This window comes from Micromonospora sp. CPCC 205554 (assembly GCF_036902745.1).
GTDB lineage: Bacteria > Actinomycetota > Actinomycetes > Mycobacteriales > Micromonosporaceae > Micromonospora > Micromonospora tulbaghiae.
Map to the genome: position 1 here is coordinate 39,675 of NZ_JBAKHP010000035.1, position 16,903 is coordinate 56,577.

At 72.4% G+C, this 16,903-nt stretch carries 16 protein-coding genes; 5 read left to right on the plus strand and 11 right to left on the minus strand.

The genetic code is table 11. The features are described 5' to 3' along the window. Window positions 1-85: 85 nt before the first annotated feature. Together V6U82_RS28205 and V6U82_RS28210 are read right to left on the minus strand one after the other, a co-directional pair. Window positions 86-295: a BldC family transcriptional regulator gene (locus V6U82_RS28205; protein WP_007073996.1), complete on the minus strand. Its 210-nt coding sequence runs from the start codon at window positions 293-295 to the stop codon at window positions 86-88. A gap of 256 nt (window positions 296-551) precedes the next feature. Further along, window positions 552-1,391: a hypothetical protein gene (locus V6U82_RS28210; RefSeq protein WP_013283431.1), complete on the minus strand. Its 840-nt coding sequence runs from the start codon at window positions 1,389-1,391 to the stop codon at window positions 552-554. A 174-nt stretch (window positions 1,392-1,565) separates the two neighbouring features. Between V6U82_RS28210 and V6U82_RS28215 the strand changes: the two genes are divergently transcribed. Together V6U82_RS28215 and V6U82_RS28220 are read left to right on the plus strand one after the other, a co-directional pair. Next, complete coding sequence (locus tag V6U82_RS28215; RefSeq protein ID WP_128137045.1) at window positions 1,566-2,648, plus strand: Leu/Phe/Val dehydrogenase; 1,083 nt, start codon at window positions 1,566-1,568, stop codon at window positions 2,646-2,648. A gap of 291 nt (window positions 2,649-2,939) precedes the next feature. After that, window positions 2,940-3,155 carry a DUF3073 domain-containing protein gene (locus V6U82_RS28220; RefSeq protein WP_013283429.1) on the plus strand — a complete coding sequence of 72 codons (216 nt, stop codon included), beginning with the start codon at window positions 2,940-2,942 and terminating at the stop codon, window positions 3,153-3,155. A 147-nt stretch (window positions 3,156-3,302) separates the two neighbouring features. On the opposite strand, the gene amcA is transcribed toward V6U82_RS28220, so the two are convergent. The 5 genes from amcA to V6U82_RS28245 all read right to left on the minus strand — a co-directional run bounded on the left by amcA (window position 3,303) and on the right by V6U82_RS28245 (window position 7,966). Further along, complete coding sequence (gene amcA, locus V6U82_RS28225; RefSeq protein ID WP_128137044.1) at window positions 3,303-3,515, minus strand: multiple cyclophane-containing RiPP AmcA; 213 nt, start codon at window positions 3,513-3,515, stop codon at window positions 3,303-3,305. Continuing rightward, complete coding sequence (amcB, locus tag V6U82_RS28230; RefSeq protein WP_334466505.1) at window positions 3,496-4,587, minus strand: cyclophane-forming radical SAM peptide maturase AmcB; 1,092 nt, start codon at window positions 4,585-4,587, stop codon at window positions 3,496-3,498. Before amcB ends, amcA begins: the two co-directional genes overlap by 20 nt. Window positions 4,588-4,714: 127 nt before the next feature. Beyond that, on the minus strand, window positions 4,715-5,869 hold the full coding sequence (purM, locus tag V6U82_RS28235; RefSeq protein WP_135242749.1) for a phosphoribosylformylglycinamidine cyclo-ligase: 1,155 nt from the start codon (window positions 5,867-5,869) through the stop codon (window positions 4,715-4,717). 57 nt (window positions 5,870-5,926) lie between these two features. Continuing rightward, window positions 5,927-7,444 carry an amidophosphoribosyltransferase gene (purF, locus tag V6U82_RS28240; RefSeq protein WP_334466481.1) on the minus strand — a complete coding sequence of 506 codons (1,518 nt, stop codon included), beginning with the start codon at window positions 7,442-7,444 and terminating at the stop codon, window positions 5,927-5,929. Between the two features lie 168 nt (window positions 7,445-7,612). Next, on the minus strand, window positions 7,613-7,966 hold the full coding sequence (locus V6U82_RS28245; protein ID WP_128137042.1) for a sterol carrier family protein: 354 nt from the start codon (window positions 7,964-7,966) through the stop codon (window positions 7,613-7,615). Window positions 7,967-8,127: 161 nt separating this feature from the next. Between V6U82_RS28245 and V6U82_RS28250 the strand changes: the two genes are divergently transcribed. Continuing rightward, a complete protein-coding gene (locus V6U82_RS28250) occupies window positions 8,128-10,407 on the plus strand; it encodes a carboxypeptidase-like regulatory domain-containing protein (RefSeq protein WP_334466485.1) in 2,280 nt (759 codons plus the stop codon). 92 nt (window positions 10,408-10,499) lie between these two features. Here V6U82_RS28250 and V6U82_RS28255 read toward each other — a convergent pair whose 3' ends face one another. The 4 genes from V6U82_RS28255 to purS all read right to left on the minus strand — a co-directional run bounded on the left by V6U82_RS28255 (window position 10,500) and on the right by purS (window position 14,973). Next, window positions 10,500-11,249: a 2-phosphosulfolactate phosphatase gene (locus V6U82_RS28255; RefSeq protein ID WP_334466488.1), complete on the minus strand. Its 750-nt coding sequence runs from the start codon at window positions 11,247-11,249 to the stop codon at window positions 10,500-10,502. Between the two features lie 10 nt (window positions 11,250-11,259). Further along, on the minus strand, window positions 11,260-13,965 hold the full coding sequence (gene purL / locus V6U82_RS28260; RefSeq protein ID WP_334466491.1) for a phosphoribosylformylglycinamidine synthase subunit PurL: 2,706 nt from the start codon (window positions 13,963-13,965) through the stop codon (window positions 11,260-11,262). Window positions 13,966-14,029: 64 nt separating this feature from the next. After that, a complete protein-coding gene (gene purQ, locus V6U82_RS28265; protein ID WP_018785472.1) occupies window positions 14,030-14,713 on the minus strand; it encodes a phosphoribosylformylglycinamidine synthase subunit PurQ in 684 nt (227 codons plus the stop codon). Further along, window positions 14,710-14,973 carry a phosphoribosylformylglycinamidine synthase subunit PurS gene (purS, locus tag V6U82_RS28270; protein WP_013473439.1) on the minus strand — a complete coding sequence of 88 codons (264 nt, stop codon included), beginning with the start codon at window positions 14,971-14,973 and terminating at the stop codon, window positions 14,710-14,712. The genes purQ and purS overlap by 4 nt, the downstream gene beginning before the upstream one ends. Window positions 14,974-15,443: 470 nt before the next feature. Between purS and V6U82_RS28275 the strand changes: the two genes are divergently transcribed. Beyond that, window positions 15,444-16,127 carry a S1 family peptidase gene (locus V6U82_RS28275; RefSeq protein ID WP_128138413.1) on the plus strand — a complete coding sequence of 228 codons (684 nt, stop codon included), beginning with the start codon at window positions 15,444-15,446 and terminating at the stop codon, window positions 16,125-16,127. 70 nt (window positions 16,128-16,197) lie between these two features. After that, window positions 16,198-16,716 (plus strand): YbjQ family protein, encoded by a 519-nt coding sequence (locus V6U82_RS28280; protein WP_435124327.1) that lies wholly within the window; start codon window positions 16,198-16,200, stop codon window positions 16,714-16,716. Window positions 16,717-16,903 lie beyond the last annotated feature (187 nt).

Consider the following 16,903-nt stretch of genomic DNA (forward strand, 5'->3'; position numbering starts at 1 on the left):
CTCGACACGACTGAGCCCGGACGCGATTAAGGGCGGCGCCGCGACGGCACCGCCCCTGATCGGAACGCCGGAGAACGCCGGTTCGTCAGTCTCCCTGGCGCTGCTGGGGGATCTGCCCCTGCAGCAGGGCCCGAACCTCCGACTCGCGGTAGCGGCGGTGGCCGCCCAGGGTCCGGATGGCGCTGAGCTTGCCAGCCTTCGCCCACCGGGTCACCGTCTTCGGGTCGACACGGAACATCGACGCCACCTCGGCCGGTGTGAGTAGCGGCTCAGGTTCGTGCGTTCGCGATGCCATCGGGGTCACTCCTCCACATGTATAGACATCGGCCGGGGTCCCGCCGGCCGACGCGTCTCCCATGGTCCGGCTAGTCCCCGATGTCCGACATGGGCCGAACGGCTGAAGGTCCCTAGACGGACGGATGAACCATGCCCGATTTTTACGACTTTTATGCCGCAGAAAGTACCTTATTCGGACTCATGATCACGGTTCGTGACGCATCAGCTACGAGACACTCTCGTGTCCAAGACCACTTAGCGGGGCAAACCGGGCGTCAGTTGCACCGCTCCAGCAGCTGCACCGCGCGCCAGCGGGCGACCAGCTTGTCGTACGCGGCGGACGCCTCCTCGGCCTCGCCCCGGCCCAGTCCGGACAGTCCGGTGGCCACCAGCTCGGTCGAGTCGTCGGCTTCGAGCGTCTCGTCCGGCAGCAGTTGCACCAGGCCGCCGTAGTCCAGCTCGACCACCGAGCGCGGGTGGAACTCCTCCAGCCACCGGGCCGCCTCCTCGACCGCCTCGGTGATCGGCGCCTCGCCGATCGACTTGCGCAGCACCGACAGCGCCCGGGACGCCCGGCGGCGCGCCTTGGAGATCTCGGTGCGGTAGCGCAGCGCCCGCCGTTCCGGCTCGGTCACCAGGTGCCGCTCACCGGCCTCGAACAGCACGAACCAGCGCAGCGGCACGCCCCACGTGGCGATCTGCTCGTGCACCCGGGGCACCCCGTGCTCCAGCACCCGGGCGCCGCTGCGCCAGTCCTCCACCACGGCCTTGGCCTGCCCGGCGAGCACCGGCGGCACGAACGCGTCGGCCAGCACCGAGGGCACGCCGTCGCGGGCGCTCAGCGCCGCCTCGGCGACCCGGATACGCAGGTTCCACGGGCAGACCAGCAGCGCGTCGTCGGACTCCAGGACGTACGCCTCGTCGGGCAGGTCGGGCAGCCGGGTCCAGCCGGCGCCGAGCGCCTCGATCACCGCGGTCCGCTGCCTTACCGGCCCCTCCAGCGGAGCGATGGCGCGGCCCTCGCTGACGTACCGGCGCCAGTACGACTGCCGGTCCCGGTCGAAGGCGGTCAGCGGCTCGTACACGCGCAGGTATGAAGCGAAGAGCGACGGCACGGCGCGATCCTCCCACGAGACGGGACCGCCCGTCGCCGCCCTCGGGCCCGTGGCGTGACATGCGCGACAGTACGGTTCGGGCCGATATTAGGCTCAACGACACCGGCAGCATCCCGCCGGCGTGCCACCAGGTTCCGCGCCCCACAAGGGCGCACACCGACACAGGAGTCAGCCATGGGCGTATTCGCCAGTACCGACGACCCCGTCTCCACAGGGCATGAGCAGGTCGTGTTCTGCCAGGACAAGCAGTCCGGCCTGAAGGCGATCATCGGGATCTACTCCACCGCGCTGGGCCCCGCGCTCGGCGGCACCCGGTTCTACCCGTACGCCAGCGAGGCCGAGGCCCTCGCCGACGTGCTCGACCTCTCGCGCGGCATGGCCTACAAGAACGCCCTGGCGAACCTCGACCTCGGTGGCGGCAAGGCGGTCATCTGGGGTGACCCCGAGCAGATCAAGAGCGAGGCGCTGCTGCGCGCGTACGGCCGTTTCGTCGAGTCGCTCAACGGCCGCTACTACACCGCCTGCGACGTCGGCACCTACGTGGCGGACATGGACGTGATCGCCCGGGAGACCCGCTACGTGACCGGCCGCAGCGTGGAGCACGGGGGCGCGGGCGACTCCTCGATCCTCACCGCCTGGGGCGTGTTCCAGGGCATGCGGGCCGCCGCCGAGCACGTCTGGGGCAGCCCGACGCTGGCCGGCCGCCGGGTCGGCGTGGCCGGGCTGGGCAAGGTCGGCAAGTACCTGACCGCCCACCTGCTCGACGACGGCGCCGAGGTCGTGGCGACCGACGTCAACCCGCGCGCCCGGGAGTGGGCGCGCACCACCCACCCGCAGGTCACCCTGGTCGACGACACCGAGGCGCTGGTGGCCTCCGACATCGACGTGTACGCCCCGTGCGCGCTCGGCGGCGCGCTGAACGACGACACCGTGCCGGTGCTGCGGGCGAAGGTGGTCACCGGGGCGGCGAACAACCAGCTCGCCCACCCGGGCATCGAGAAGGTGCTCGCCGACCGGGGCATCCTCTACACGCCGGACTACGTGGTGAACGCCGGTGGCGTGATCCAGGTGGCCGACGAGATCGAGGGCTTCAACTTCGACCGCGCCAAGCTGCGCGCCACCCGGATCTTCGACACCACCCGGCAGATCCTCCGGCTCGCCGACGACGAGGGCGTCCCGCCGGCCGTCGCCGCGGACCGGCTCGCCGAGCGGCGGATGGCCGAGGTCGGCCGGCTGCGCACGATCCATCTGCGGTGAAGCTCACCTCCGGGGGCGGGGCGACGCTCCTCCCCCGGAGGCGGTGCGCGTTAAGCTGATTCTCGGGCTCGTTCGTACCGGTATGTCCGGTGTCACGGCCAGCCCCGGGGCTTACCCCTTACCCGGTACACTTTGTGACGGCTGGACCACTGCGACGCGCAGGTCCGGTCGACGGTGACCCGAGGTGCCGAACGATGGCATCCCCATGTACCGTAAGAGCCACGAGAGATGCCTGACGTCATCGGGGCCCGCCTTCGGGCTGCCCCGCATTCTGTGCGAGGGGGTCGAGCCATGGGGCGCGGCCGTGCTAAGGCCAAGCAGACGAAGGTGGCCCGGGAGTTGAAGTACCACTCCCCGAACACCGACCTAACCGCCTTGCAGCGCGAACTGGCGGGTAGTGGAAAGTCTGAGCACAACTTCGACGACGACTACAAAGAGTATGTCGACGACGATGACGAGGACCACGCGGACGACGACCCGGACACCTGGGCTCGTCCGACCCGCTGACCTCCGGTCACATCTGAGCACGCGGTAACCCCCGCGTGCTCACGCATGTGCTCTGCTGAGCCGGCGTACGACCGACGATCAGGGACCTGCCGCCCCGGGGCGCACGCTCCGACGCGCCGGCAGGTCCCTGATCGCGGAACCGTCCCCTCAGCGCGGCCGGTTGTTCCAGTTGTAGAACGTCGGGATGTTCTCGAAGTGGTTCCACGCGCAGACCGCGTCGGCGCCGTCCCCGCCCGACACCTCCGCCCGCAGCAGCCGCGCCGCCTCCGCCTCGTGGAGCAGAGCGGTAAGCCCCGCAGCGGCCTCCCGCACCCGGTCGGCGACCGCCTCCCGGTCGGTGTCACTGATGGTCTCGGGCATGCTCCAACACTCCCTCCAGTAGGCGGATCTTGCTGTTGCGGCAGTGCTCGGTCTCCGTACCGTCGAAACGCCCCAGCTCGAAGTAACGGTTGGCGGCGTGCCCACCGCCGCAGAACCCGAAGTACGCGCAGGACGCCCGGCACGCCTCCACGCCGCTGAGGAACTCGTCCACCCACGGTGTGCCCGCCGCGTCGGCGAGGATGTCGCGCAGCGGCGTGGTGAGCACGTTTCCGCTGGCGAAGTCGCCGTACCGAGGGTCGGTGAAGCCGGCCAGCTCCGGCGAGAGCACCACCACCGAGCCGTCGTGCCCGACCGTCGGGATCGGGTCGAGGCTCCGGGGCAGCAGGTCGTCGGCGGTACCGGCCAGAACCGCTCCCGCGTACCGCAGCGACCACTCCACCTCACGCAGGTGGATCCGGGGATCCCGGCGCCACGCCGCCACCAGTTCCGCCCAGAACCCGGTGACCGCGCCCTCGTCGCGGGCGTTCGTCCGGGTGTTGACGCCCTCGGTCTCCTCGATGTTGACGCCGAGCACGTCGCAGCCCAGGTCGAGGAAGTAGTCGTACAGCTCGGTCGCCAGGCCCGGCTCCGGCCGCGAGACCACCGCGAGCGCCGAGAACGGCAGGCCGTGGCGGCGCAGCGCCGCCACACCCGCCACGATCCGGTCGTACGCGGGCCGCCCGCCCCGGGTGACCCGCTCGCCGTTGCGCGCCCGCGGCCCGTCCACGCTGACGCTGACCCGTACCCGGTGCTCGGCGAAGAACGCGCACCAGGCGTCGTCGATCAGCGTGGCGTTGGTCTGCACGTGGTGCTCGACGTCGGGCCCGAACGGCGCCAGCAGCGCCGCCAGGTGCTCCCGGCCGGCCGCGAGCGGCTCCCCGCCGTGCCAGACCACGGAGAAGCGACCGCCCACCGCCCACCGGTTCACCGACGCCGCCACCGCCTCGGCGACGGCCACCGGCATCCGCCTGTCGACCGCCCGGAAGGGGAGGTAGCAGTAGGCGCAGTCGAGGTTGCACAACGTCGTCGGCTGCATCACCACGTACGACGGGACGGCGGCGATGCCCCGCATCCCTTCGGGCGTGCGCGCAGCCATCAGCACCTCCCCCGCCTGCCTGAAAACCGAACCTCCAGGCTAGGCCGCGGCGACCGCTCGGGTGAACCCCCGATAAAGTGCCCGGCCGATCGGCGCAGGGTGATCAGCCTCGGGTGTGCTGTCCGACCATCTGCACGTTGCCGGACCCCTCGATGATCTCGCCGGCCTGCCAGGCGTCCACGCCCCGGCCGGTCAGGGTGGCCAGCGCGCGGTCGGCGTCCTCGGCGGAGACGATCGCGAACATGCCGACGCCCATGTTGAACGTCGCCTCCATCTCCGGGTCCTCGATCCGGCCCTTGGACTGGATCAGGTCGAAGATCGGCTGAGGCTTCCAGGTGGAACGGTTCACCACCGCGTCGACGTGCTCGGGCAGCACTCGGACCAGGTTGCCGGGGATGCCGCCGCCGGTGACGTGGGCCAGCGCCCGCACCTCGGCCTCGGCGATCAGCTTGAGGCAGTCCTGGGCGTAGATCTTGGTCGGGGTGAGCAGCTCCTCGCCCAGCGTCCGCTGGCGGCCGAAGTCGTCGATCACCACGTCCAGCCGCATCCGGCCGGCGCCGAGCAGCACGTGCCGGACCAGGGAGTAGCCGTTGGAGTGCAGGCCGGACGAGCGCATCGCGATCACCACGTCGCCCACCTCGACCCGGTCCGGGCTGAGGATCTCGCTCTCCTCCACCACGCCGACGCCGGTGGCCGAGATGTCGTACTCGTCGGGGCGCAGCACGCCCGGGTGCTCGGCGGTCTCGCCGCCCAGCAGCGCGCAGCCGGCGTACCGGCAGCCGTCCGCGATGCCGGCGCCGATCTCGGCGACCTTGTCCGGCACGACCTCGCCGGTGGCGATGTAGTCGAGCAGGAACAGCGGCTCGGCGCCGCAGGCCACCAGGTCGTCGACGACCATCGCGACCAGGTCGATGCCGACCGTGTCGTGGATGTCGAGCTGCTGGGCGATCACCAGCTTGGTGCCCACGCCATCGGTCGAGGACGCCAGGATCGGGTTCTTGTACTTCTTCGTGTCCAGCCGGAACAGGCCGGCGAAGCCGCCCAGGTCACCCATGACCTCGGGGCGCCGGGTCTCCTTGACCTTGGACTTGAGCAGCTCGACAGCGCGGTCGCCCGCCTCGATCGACACCCCGGCGTCGGCGTACGAGACCGAGCGTTTGCGCTGCGTCCGGCTGGACCCCGCCGACCAGGGCTGGCGGTCGCCGCCGGCGCCCGTCGGGCTGGATCCTGCGCCGCTGCGCTCGGACACGTGCGTCACGGTTCTCCCCTTTGTGGTTCCCGCGAGCCCGGAGCGGCCGGACCCGCGTCGGTGGTGCTACGGGTGGTGGGTCGGTGTGGCGACGAGCGGACCGGTCGGCCCGGCCGCCTCGACGGCGACCCGGCGTCCCACTCCTTCGAGCACGTGCTTGCCGATCAGGTTCCCGGCCGGCAGTTCGATCGGGTACTCCCCATCGAAGCACGCCCGGCAGAGCCGGCTCTTCGGCTGCTCGGTCGCGGCGATGAGACCGGGCAGCGATACGTAACCGAGCGAGTCGGCGCCGATGGACCGCCGGATGCCGTCGTTGTCGAGCCCGTTCGCGAGCAGCTCGGCGCGGGTGGCGAAGTCGATGCCGTAGAAACAGGGCCAGCTCACCGGCGGCGAGGAGATCCGGACGTGGACCTCCAGCGCGCCCGCCTCGCGCAGCAGCCGGACGATCGCCCGCTGGGTGGTGCCGCGCACGATCGAGTCGTCCACCACGACCAGGCGCTTGCCGCGGACGTTCTGGCGCAGCGGGTTCAGCTTCAGCCGGACGCCGAGCGCGCGCAGCGTCTGCGAGGGCTGGATGAACGTGCGCCCGACGTACGGGTTCTTCATCAGGCCCTGGCCGTAGGTGATGCCTGATTCCTCGGCGTAGCCGATCGCGGCCGGCGTGCCGGACTCCGGCACCGGGATCACCAGGTCGGCCTCGACCGGGTGCTCCTTGGCGAGCTGGCGGCCGATCTGCACCCGCGCGGCGTGCACGTTGCGACCGGCGATGGTGGCGTCCGGCCGGGCGATGTACACGTACTCGAAGAGACAGCCCTTGGGCTCGGGCGAGGCGAACCGGCTGGACCGCAGCCCGTTCTCGTCGATGGCGATCAGCTCGCCCGGCTCGACCTCGCGGACCACGCTCGCGCCGACGATGTCCAGCGCGGCGGTCTCGCTCGCCACCACCCAGCCGCGTTCGAGCCGGCCGAGCACCAGCGGGCGTACGCCGTGGGCGTCGCGCGCCGCGTAGAGCGTCGACTCGTCCATGAAGACGAAGCTGAACGCGCCGCGCAGCTGCGGCAGCACCTCCAGCGCGGCCGCCTCGACCGACAGGTCGGGCCGGCTCGCCAGCAGCATGGTGACCAGCGAGGTGTCGTTCGTCGAGCCGTCGGAGTCGAGCCCCCGCACGGCGGCCTCGCGCTGCAACTCGGCGGTGTTGACCAGGTTGCCGTTGTGCGCCAGCGCGATGGTGGTGCCGGCGGTCGTGGCGCGGATGGTCGGCTGGGCGTTCTCCCAGGTCGAGCCGCCGGTGGTGGAGTAGCGCGCGTGCCCGATCGCGACGTGCCCGCGCAGGCTCGCCAGCGTCGGCTCGTCGAACACCTGGGCGACCAGGCCGAGATCCTTGTAGACCACGACACCGGAGCCGTCACTCACCGCGATGCCCGCGGCCTCCTGACCGCGGTGCTGGAGGGCGTAGAGCCCGAAGTAGGTGAGGTTGGCGACCTCTTCACCCGGCGCCCAGACGCCGAAGACGCCGCACGCGTCCTGTGGGCCGGGTCGCTGGGGGTCAAGGTCGTGGCTCAGCCGGCCATCGCCTCGGGGCACCTGCCGCTCCCTCGCAGTGGGGTCTGGACTGGCCTGGCGGAGTCGGGGGGTCAGCTCCGCACGCATGGGCCGGGACCGTCGTCGGCTCTCAGTGTACGCGACCAGCAGTCGACACCGACAGTCACGGAGCCTCCGCTCAGCGTGAGCAGAGTTTGCCCTGCCCCACGCTCAAATCGGGAGGTACGGGGAGAGGTCAGCCCGGTTTCCGGAAACCCGGACGCGACCCTCCGTGACCGTTTCCGCCCACCCCCGGCGCCCGGTGGCGACCGCCAGCCAGGTCGCCGGATCCATCTCCACCACGTTCGGCGGCGTACCGCGGGTGTGTCGTGGACCACTCACGCACTGGACCGCACCGTAGGGTGGTACGCGCACCTCCACCGATCGGCCGGGGGCGCGATCCGCGAGGGCAGCCAAGAGCGTCCGGACCGCCTCCCGGAGCACCGGCCGTTCGGGCGTACGCCCCTCGTCCAGCGCCGCCAGGGCGGCGAGTACCGCTTCGGAATAAGCGTGCGGAGAGGACACGACGGGACGATACGACCCGGCAGAAGGCCGTCCGACGGCGGCCCTGGGTAGAGATGATCCGGTCAGACAAGGCATAGTTGCCGACGGCGTTATTCGTACCGTGAGTGATCAACCTCGGCTCAGCGGGCCGGCGGGGAGATCAGACCCGGAAGGCGGTGGACGTGTCAACACACCGACGTGCCTGGAAGCAGCGGGCCGGTGTGGTCGTAGCGCTGGTCTTCGGCGCCCTGCTCACCGTCCCCGCAACCCCCGCCCTCGCGGCACAGATCGTCACCGCCACCAACTCCGTGACGGTGAATGCCGGCCAAGGCAGCCCTGTCGTGGTCAAGGTCCGTTTGGGTAACGATGAGACGTCCGCCGACATCGACGTAGTCAACCTTCCCGACGGCGTCAACTGCGGCGGCTGCGGTCCGATCAGCTTCAGGCCCGGCGAGCAGGAAAAGGATGTCCAGCTAACTCTGTCGGCGACCCCTGACGCACCCGCAGGTAATGGGCAGGCGACGATCAAGGTGGGCGGAAGCGAGCGTCCGCTGCGGGTCACCGTGCGGGCTGCTGCCCCGCCCACGCCTGACCAGCCGCAGACCGTCAAGACGGTGTCCGGCAAGGTGGTGAACGCCGACGGCGATCCGATCGAGGGCGCCCTCGTCATGCTCCGCGACAGCGCGGGCAAGGAACGCCGCACCAACACCAGCGGCAACGGCAACTTCAGCTTCAGCGGCTCCGAGTCCAACCCGATCGCGCCCGGCCGGATCGACCTCGGCGCCTCCACCGACGGGGCCTCGCCCGTCGCCCGGTCGATCAACGCGAACGCCGGCCAGTCGGTGACCGGCGTCCGGCTGAGCATCCAGCTGAAGGCGTCGGCGAGCCCGAGCGCCAGCCCGTCGGCGAGTGAGTCCGCCCCGCCGTCCGAGGAGCCGCTCGACGAGGAGGCGACCGACACCCCGTCGGCCGAGGCGCCCGCCGCGCAGCAGCCCGCCGCCAACGAGGACTCCGGCGGCTTCGGCTCCTGGCTGCTCATCCTGCTCGGCGGCCTGTTCGTCGCCGTCGGCGTAGGCACCATCGTGCTGCTCTACATGCGCCGCAAGAACGAGGGCGACGACGGTGACGGCGACGGCCCGGGTGGCCCGACCGGTCCGGGTGGTCCCGGCGCGGGCGGTGCGGTCCCGGGCGCCCGGGGCGCCTACCACGGCACCGACGACCAGACCCGGGTGGTGAACGGCATGGGCGCCGGGCCGGCCGCGACGATGGTCGGCGGACCCTCGATCAGCGACGCCCCCACCATGCTCCAGCGGCCGGTCGTGGACGACGTTCCGCCGGACCCGTACGGCGCCCCGCCCGGCCCGGCGTACGGTGCCGGCGGCGGCCAGGGCGGCTACGGCTACGGCGACGACGCACCGGGCCAGGGCGGCTACGGCGGCGCGGGCGGCTACGGCAACGCGCCCTCCTCGGGCGGCGGCTACGGCAACGGCCCCTCCTCCGGTGCCGGCTACGGCAGCCCGGACTACGCGGCAGGTGCGGCGGCGGGCGCGGCCGGTTACGCGGCCCAGGGCGCCGGCTACGGCAACGAGCGCTTCGACGAGCCCACCGGCCGCTACACCGGTGACAGCACGCAGTACGCGCCGGCGGCCGACCCGTACCCGACCAGCACCTACCAGCCGGAGCAGGACCGCGGCTACGACCAGCCCGGCTCGGCCTCGTACGGCCGTGGCCCGGAGCAGAGCGACGGTTACGGCGCGGCCGGTGGCTACGGCACCGCGTCGGGCGGTTACGACAACAGCGCGACCGGCGGGTACGACAACGGCCGTCAGCAGGGCGGATACGGCGAGCCCACCGGTGCCTACGGCAACGCCGCGGGCGGTGGCTACGGCGACAACCCGACCGGCGGGTACGGCGACGCCCCGGCCTACGGCGGCGGCCGCGCGGCGGGCGGCGGCTACGGCGACGCGCCGACCGGCGGCTACGGCGACGCCCCAGCAGGTGGCTACGGCGACGCCCCTGCAGGTGGCTACGGCGATGCCCCGGCCGGCGGCTACGACAGCACCCGCCAGCAGGGCGGATACGGCGACGCGCCAGCGGGTGGCTACGACAAGGGCGCCGGCGGGTACGACAGCGGCGCGACCGGCGGGTACGACGGTGGTCGTCAGCCGGGCGGTTACGGCGAGGCGCCGGCCGGTGGCTACGGCAACGCCGGTGGCGGTTACGACGGCGGTCACCAGCAGGGCGGCGGCTACGGCCAGCAGGGCGGCGGGTACGGCGACGGCTACGGTCAGGCCCCCCAGGGTGGTTACGGCCAGCAGGGCGGTTACGGCCAGGAGCCGCCGCAGCAGCGCGGGGGTGGCTACGACAACGGCTACCCCAACGACCCGGCGCAGGCGGGTCGCGCCCGCCCGGACGGGCAGGCGGACCAGGGCGGACGACGCCTCGACTGGCTGGACGACTGACAGGCACCAGACGTGAGAACTGTGGCCGCCCGCGAACAGCGGGCGGCCACAGTCGTCAGCGAAGCCCCGCAGGACGGGATCGGAGGCGGTGCTCAGGCGGGGGCGAAGTAGCCCTGGCGGAGCACCGGCACCACGTCGGAGACGCCGACCTCGGTCGCGACCGTGACGTCCTCGGCGAAGCCGCCCTCGGCGAGTTCCCGCCCGGAGACGCATCCCCGGACCGCCGCCGGCACGTCCGGCGTGCTCGCCAGCGCGGCGAGCGCCATCGCGGCCTCCACCGAGAGCCCGCCGGGCACCCCGGCGAGCGCGTCGAGCACGCAGGCCGCACCGAGCTGGTCCTCCACGCACGGCCGGAGTGACCCGTCGGGCCAGCGCTCCCCGGCCGCCACCACGCCCACCGGCGCGTCCTTCGAGCCGTACCCCTCGGCCCGGAGCCAGCGCCCGACGGCGGGTGCGTTACGCAGGCACGCCGCGACCACCGGCACTCCGGTGGCGCTGGCGGCGGCGCTGATCGCCGAGCCGTTCGGTGACGGCAGCACCAGGTCGGCGACGACCGGCGCGGCCCGCAGCGCCGCCGGGGACAGCGACCACGGGTGCTCCGCCGTCATCTTCCGGCGGCCCACAGCGGCCACGGCCCCCACCCGGCGGGCGTAGTCGGCGGCCTGCTCACCCCACGGGAACGGGTGCACCCGCATGCCCTGGCTCACCGCCACCTCCACGGCGGTGGTGAACGACAGCACGTCCACCACCACCAGGGCGGCACAGACCCGGCCGAGTTCCGCCGCCCCGGTCAGTCCCCAGTCGAACCGGGCACCGGAGCCGGGTTGGGCGAAGACGGCCAAGGCCAGCGCCTCAGCGCTGACCCGGCGCCGGCTCACCGGGAGCCGGACCGTCGGACCCGTCGGCGGGCGCCGACTCGTCCTGGGCCGGGGTTCCGTCGACTGTCGCCGTACCGTCGGCCGGCTCGGCCTCGTCGGACGCCGCAGCGGGCGCCTCGGGCTCCGCCGCGGCGGCGGGTGCGGACGCCTCGGCGTCGGCCGGCTGGGTGTCCCGGCCGGCCTTGGCGATCGGCTCGGCGTCGACAGCGGCCGGGTCCACGCCGACCGGCTGCTCGGCCGTGGCCGGAAGCACCGTGGTCGTCCCGGTACGGGTCGCCTCCACCTCCACCCGGGCCGCCTCGGCCGCACCGAACAGGCGTGGGAGCGTACCGGTGTGCGCCTCGCGCAGCTCGTCCAGACCGATCCGGAACTGGCCGTGCACCTCCAGCGCGCCGGAGGCCGGGTCGGTGACGCCGATGAACTCCCACGGCACGCCGCGCTCGGCGCACAGGGCGGTGAACGCCTTCTCGTGGCCGCGCGGCACCGACACCAGCACGCGGCCGGCGGACTCGCTGAACAGGAAGACGAACGGCATCGAGCCACCGGCGAAGTGCTCCGGCACCACGACCCGGGCGCCCACGCCGCGGCGCAGGGCCGACTCGACCAGGCTCTGCGCCAGGCCGCCGTCGGACAGGTCGTGCGCGGAGCTGAGGTGCCCGACCCGGGCCGCCTCGGCCAGCAGCTCGGCGAGCTGCCGCTCACGGGCCAGGTCGACCTGCGGCGGGATGCCGCCCAGGTGCTCGTGGGTCACCCACGCCCACTCCGAGCCGGACAGCTCGACGTGCGTCTCGCCCAGCAGGAACAACTGGTCGTGGTCGCCGGCCGGGCGCGGCACGAAGCCCATCGGCACCCGGTCGGCGACGTCGTCCAGCACGCCGAGCACGCCGACCACCGGGGTCGGGTGGATGGCCGCGGCGCCGGTCTGGTTGTAGAAGCTGACGTTGCCGCCGGTCACCGGGATGCCCAGCTCCAGGCAGCCGTCCGCCAGGCCGCGCACGGCCTCGGCGAACTGCCACATGACGCCCGGGTCCTCCGGCGAGCCGAAGTTCAGGCAGTTGGTCACCGCGATCGGCTTCGCGCCGGTCACCGCCACGTTCCGGTACGCCTCGGCCAGCGCCAGCTTCGTCCCGTGGTAAGGGTCGAGGCGGGCGTACCGGCCGTTGCCGTCGACGGAGAGCGCGACACCGAGGCCGCTGCGCTCGTCGATCCGGATCACGCCGGAGTCCTCCGGCTGGGCGAGCACGGTGTTGCCGAGCACGTACCTGTCGTACTGCTCGGTGACCCAGGTCTTGTCGGCCAGGTTCGGCGACGCGATCATGCGCAGCACGGTCTCCCGGAGCGCCTCCGGGGTGCTCGGCCGGGGCAGCGTCTCGGCGCGGTCGGCCTGGAGCAGGATCAGGTCGGCCGGCTCGCGCATCGGCCGGGCGTACACCGGGCCGTCGTCGACGAGCGAGCCCGGCGGCACGTCCACCACGAGCTGGTCGCGCCAGGTGATGACCAGCCGGCCCGGCTGGCCGTCCGCCGACGGCGCGGTGACCTCGCCGATGGCGGTGGCCCAGACGCCCCACTTCTCGGCGGTCTTGAGCACCGCGTCGAGCTTGTCCGGCGAGACGACGAGCAGCATCCGCTCCTGGGACTCGCTGGCCAGGATCTCGTGCGGCTCCATCGACGGCTCGCGCAGCGGCACCCGCTCCAGCCAGACCCGCATGCCGGTGCCGGCGGAGGCGGCGGTCTCGGTGAGCGCGCAGGTCAGGCCGGCGCCGCCGAGGTCCTGGATGCCGACGACCAGTTCGGCGTCGTACAGCTCCAGGCACGCCTCGATGAGCAGCTTCTCCATGAAGGGGTCGCCCACCTGCACGGACGGGCGGCGCTGCTCGCTGCCCTCGTCGAAGGTGGCGCTGGCGAGCACCGACACGCCGCCGATGCCGTCGCGGCCGGTCTTGGCGCCCATCAGCACCACGATGTTGCCGGGGCCGGTGGCGTCCTTCTTCTGCAGCCGGTCGACCGGCAGCACGCCCAGGCAGAGCGCGTTGACCAGGGGGTTGCCCTGGTAGCAGGGGTCGAAGACGACCTCGCCGCCGATGTTGGGCAGGCCGAGGCAGTTGCCGTAGCCGCCGACGCCGGCGACCACGCCGGGCAGCACGCGGGCGGTGTCCGGGTGGTCGGCCGCGCCGAAGCGCAGCGGGTCCATCACGGCGACCGGGCGGGCGCCCATGGCGAGGATGTCGCGGACGATGCCGCCGACGCCGGTCGCCGCGCCCTGGTACGGCTCGACGAAGCTGGGGTGGTTGTGCGACTCGACCTTGAAGGTCACCGCCAGTTCGTCGGAGACCCGGACCACGCCGGCGTTCTCCCCGATGCCGGCGAGCAGCCGGTCACTCGGCGGCGCCTTCTCGCCGAACTGGCGCAGGTGCACCTTGCTCGACTTGTAGGAGCAGTGCTCGCTCCACATGATCGAGTACATGGCCAGCTCGGCCTGGGTGGGCCGGCGGCCGAGGATGTGCCGGATCCGGTCGTACTCGTCGTCGCGGAGGCCCAGCTCGGCGTACGGCTGAAGCTCCTCCGGCGAGTCGGCGGCCCGGGGAACGGTGTCCACGCCCAGCGCCCAGTCGTCGGTCGGGCCGGCCTGCGGCACCACGCCCTGCGGCTCGCGCAGGGCCGGGTCCGGATGGGTGGTCATGACGTCTCCTTGCTGCGCTCGCCGCCGGTGCGGCGGGTGGGCCGACCGATGTTCCCGGCCACCATCACGCCGGCGCTCCCACCAGATGCTTGAGCACCGAGGTGAAGAAGCCGAGGCCGTCCAGGGAGGGGCCGGTGAGCGCCTCCACCGCGTGCTCGGGGTGCGGCATGATGCCGACGACGTTGCCGGCCTCGTTGGTGATCGCGGCGATGTCGCGCTGCGATCCGTTGGGGTTGCCGCCGACGTAGCGGGCGACGACGCGGCCCTCGCCCTCCAGCCGATCGAGCGTCGCGGGGTCGGCGACGTAGCAGCCCTCGCCGTTCTTGACCGGGATGAGCACCTCCTGGCCCGGCTGGAACGCGTTCGTCCAGGCGGTGCCGGTGCTCTCGATCCGCAGGACCTGGTCCCGGTTGCGGAAGTGCAGGTGCTGGTTGCGGGTGAGCGCGCCGGGCAGCAGGTGCGCCTCGCAGAGGATCTGGAAGCCGTTGCAGATGCCGAGCACCGGCAGGCCACCACGCGCGGCCTGGACGATCGTCTCCATCACCGGGGCGAACCGGGCGATGGCGCCGCAGCGCAGGTAGTCGCCGTAGGAGAAGCCACCGGGCAGGACGACCGCGTCCACCCCGTGCAGGTCCGGGTCGCCGTGCCAGAGCCGGACCGCCTCGGCACCGGCGATCCGTACGGCCCGGGCCGCGTCCCCGTCGTCGAGGGAGCCGGGGAAGGTGACCACACCGACCCGGGCGGTCACGACTGCGCGCCCGCGGTCTCGTCGGCGGTGACCACGCGGACGGTGAAGTCCTCGATGACCGGGTTGGCCAGCAGTTTGTCGGCGATCTCCCGGGCCCGGTCCAGGTCCGGTTCGCCGGTGAACTCGATCTCGATCCGCCTGCCGATCCGAACCGAGGCGACGTCACTGACGCCGAGGCGGGGCAGCGCGTTTGCGACGGCCTGGCCCTGCGGATCGAGGATCTCGGGCTTGAGCATGACGTCGACGACGACGCGAGGCACTGGGCACTCCTGACTGTGTACGCAGTTGGGTGCCGGCCCAACAATCGGGCGAGCGCAGCCAGCGTACCTGGCAGATACCGCCCGGCCCGCACCGGCCGGGGGCAGTTCCGGCACTGATCGGGCTTGCCGGCGACCCCGGAGGGACACCGTTGCCCGTTCGTTGCGGCGTCGATGCGAATTCGTTGCACTGCGTGCTCGTGGGCGCCCCTCGACAACACCTCCCAGCAGGCATTCTGCCGCGAAACACCCCACCTTGGACCGGTATCCGACAGCAGGCACGCGCGGCACGCGGCGCACGTCACGCCATCGGCGTGATTCGATCCGCATCTTGTGACAGAGGGCGGCACGGCCGTAGCATGCATCGTCAGACGTCGATGAGTTAGATCGACGTCCCTCGCCGGCCCACCCCATCCGGCGGGTGTCACCCGCTGCCCGGCAACCCCGGGCGTCCGCGCAGAAGGAGCCCCGACATGCGCCTCCGTCCCCTGCTCGCCGTGCTGACCACCGCACTGGCCGGCGTCCTGGCCACCGCCTCCGGCGCCACCGCCGCCCCGGCCGGCCCCCAGCCGATCATCGGCGGCGGCACCGTCTCGTCCGCCCCGTGGGCCGCCGCCGTGTTCAGCAACGGCTCGTTCACCTGCTCCGGCAGCGTGATCGCGCCCCAGTGGGTGCTCACCGCCCGGCACTGCGTCAGCGGCACGATGTCGGTCCGGGTCGGCAGCGTCTACTACGCCTCGGGCGGCGTGACCCGCACCGTGAGCGCCTCGTACACCCGCTACGACCTGGCCCTGCTGCGCCTGTCCAGCACGGTCAGCACCTCCGCCGTGTCGCTGGCCACCAGCAACCCGCCGGTCGGCTCCACCAACACCATCTACGGCTGGGGCATGACCTGCTACAGCGGCTGCGGCGCGTCGCCCCAGCTCAAGACCGCCACCGTCCAGGTGACCAGCACCAGCGTCACCGACGCGTACGGCGGCCAGGCGATCCGGAGCACCCGGATCAACGGCAACGCGTGGCGGGGCGACTCGGGCGGCCCGCAGTTCTACAACGGCCGGCAGGTCGGCGTGGCCTCCACCGCCAACGGCACCACCATCCAGAACTACGGCAGTGTTGCGTACAACCGGGCCTGGATCACCTCGACGGCCGGTGTCTGACGGTTGATGCCGGTGCGGCGCGGATCGGCCGGGTGTGGCCCCGGCCGTCCGCGCCGCGCCGTTTTTCAGCATCCGATCAGCTGAACACGGCTCGCGAACCACCCGGGCGGGGACTGACAGCATCGGAAGCGTGCTGGTCGTGACGACGGATCAACTGCCCGGCTACGAGATCCGCCAGATCCTCGGCGAAGTGGTCTCCTCGATGGCGAGGACCCGCAACCCGTACCGCGAGGGGGTCAAGAACCTGCGCGGTGGCGCCTACGACCCGATGGCGCCGGACAACCTGACCCGGTGGCGTACCGATTCGGTGGCCCGTCTCGGCGAGGAGGCGCGCCGCCTGGGCGCGAACGCGGTGATCGGCATGCGCTTCGACAGCCGGGACTGCGGCGAGATGTGGATGGAGATCTGCGCGTACGGCACCGCGGTGATCGTCGCGCCGAAGATGCCGGACGTCATGCCGCCGGACCAGCCGGCCATCGCGGCCGAGACCGCCCACGACCCGGAGATCGCCTCCGCGCCCGGTGGCATCGCCGAACCCGCGAGCGCCCCCAACCTGAGTTCGGCGGCCGAGACCCCCACCGGCCCCTGACCGCCCCTGCCCGCCGCTGCCCGCCCCTGCCCGCCCCTGCCCCCCGCGTCGATCATGGAGTTGACGGCAGAAATGATCTCCCTGAGTGCCGCCAACTTCATGATCGCCCGGAGAAGGGGGGTGGGGATGCTCCTATAGAAGTCAAGCGGTGTTGAGGGTGGTGAAGTCGGCGAGGAGGGCGGTGTGG

Bases quoted from the DNA above. Each gene is read 5' to 3' on its own strand.
- V6U82_RS28205 (WP_007073996.1), bottom strand. From the start codon at position 295: ATGGCATCGCGAACGCACGAACCTGAGCCGCTACTCACACCGGCCGAG.
- V6U82_RS28215 (WP_128137045.1), top strand. From the start codon at position 1,566: ATGGGCGTATTCGCCAGTACCGACGACCCCGTCTCCACAGGGCATGAG.
- V6U82_RS28220 (WP_013283429.1), top strand. From the start codon at position 2,940: ATGGGGCGCGGCCGTGCTAAGGCCAAGCAGACGAAGGTGGCCCGGGAG.
- amcA (WP_128137044.1), bottom strand. From the start codon at position 3,515: ATGCCCGAGACCATCAGTGACACCGACCGGGAGGCGGTCGCCGACCGG.
- amcB (WP_334466505.1), bottom strand. From the start codon at position 4,587: ATGCGGGGCATCGCCGCCGTCCCGTCGTACGTGGTGATGCAGCCGACG.
- purL (WP_334466491.1), bottom strand. From the start codon at position 13,965: ATGACCACCCATCCGGACCCGGCCCTGCGCGAGCCGCAGGGCGTGGTG.
- V6U82_RS28275 (WP_128138413.1), top strand. From the start codon at position 15,444: ATGCGCCTCCGTCCCCTGCTCGCCGTGCTGACCACCGCACTGGCCGGC.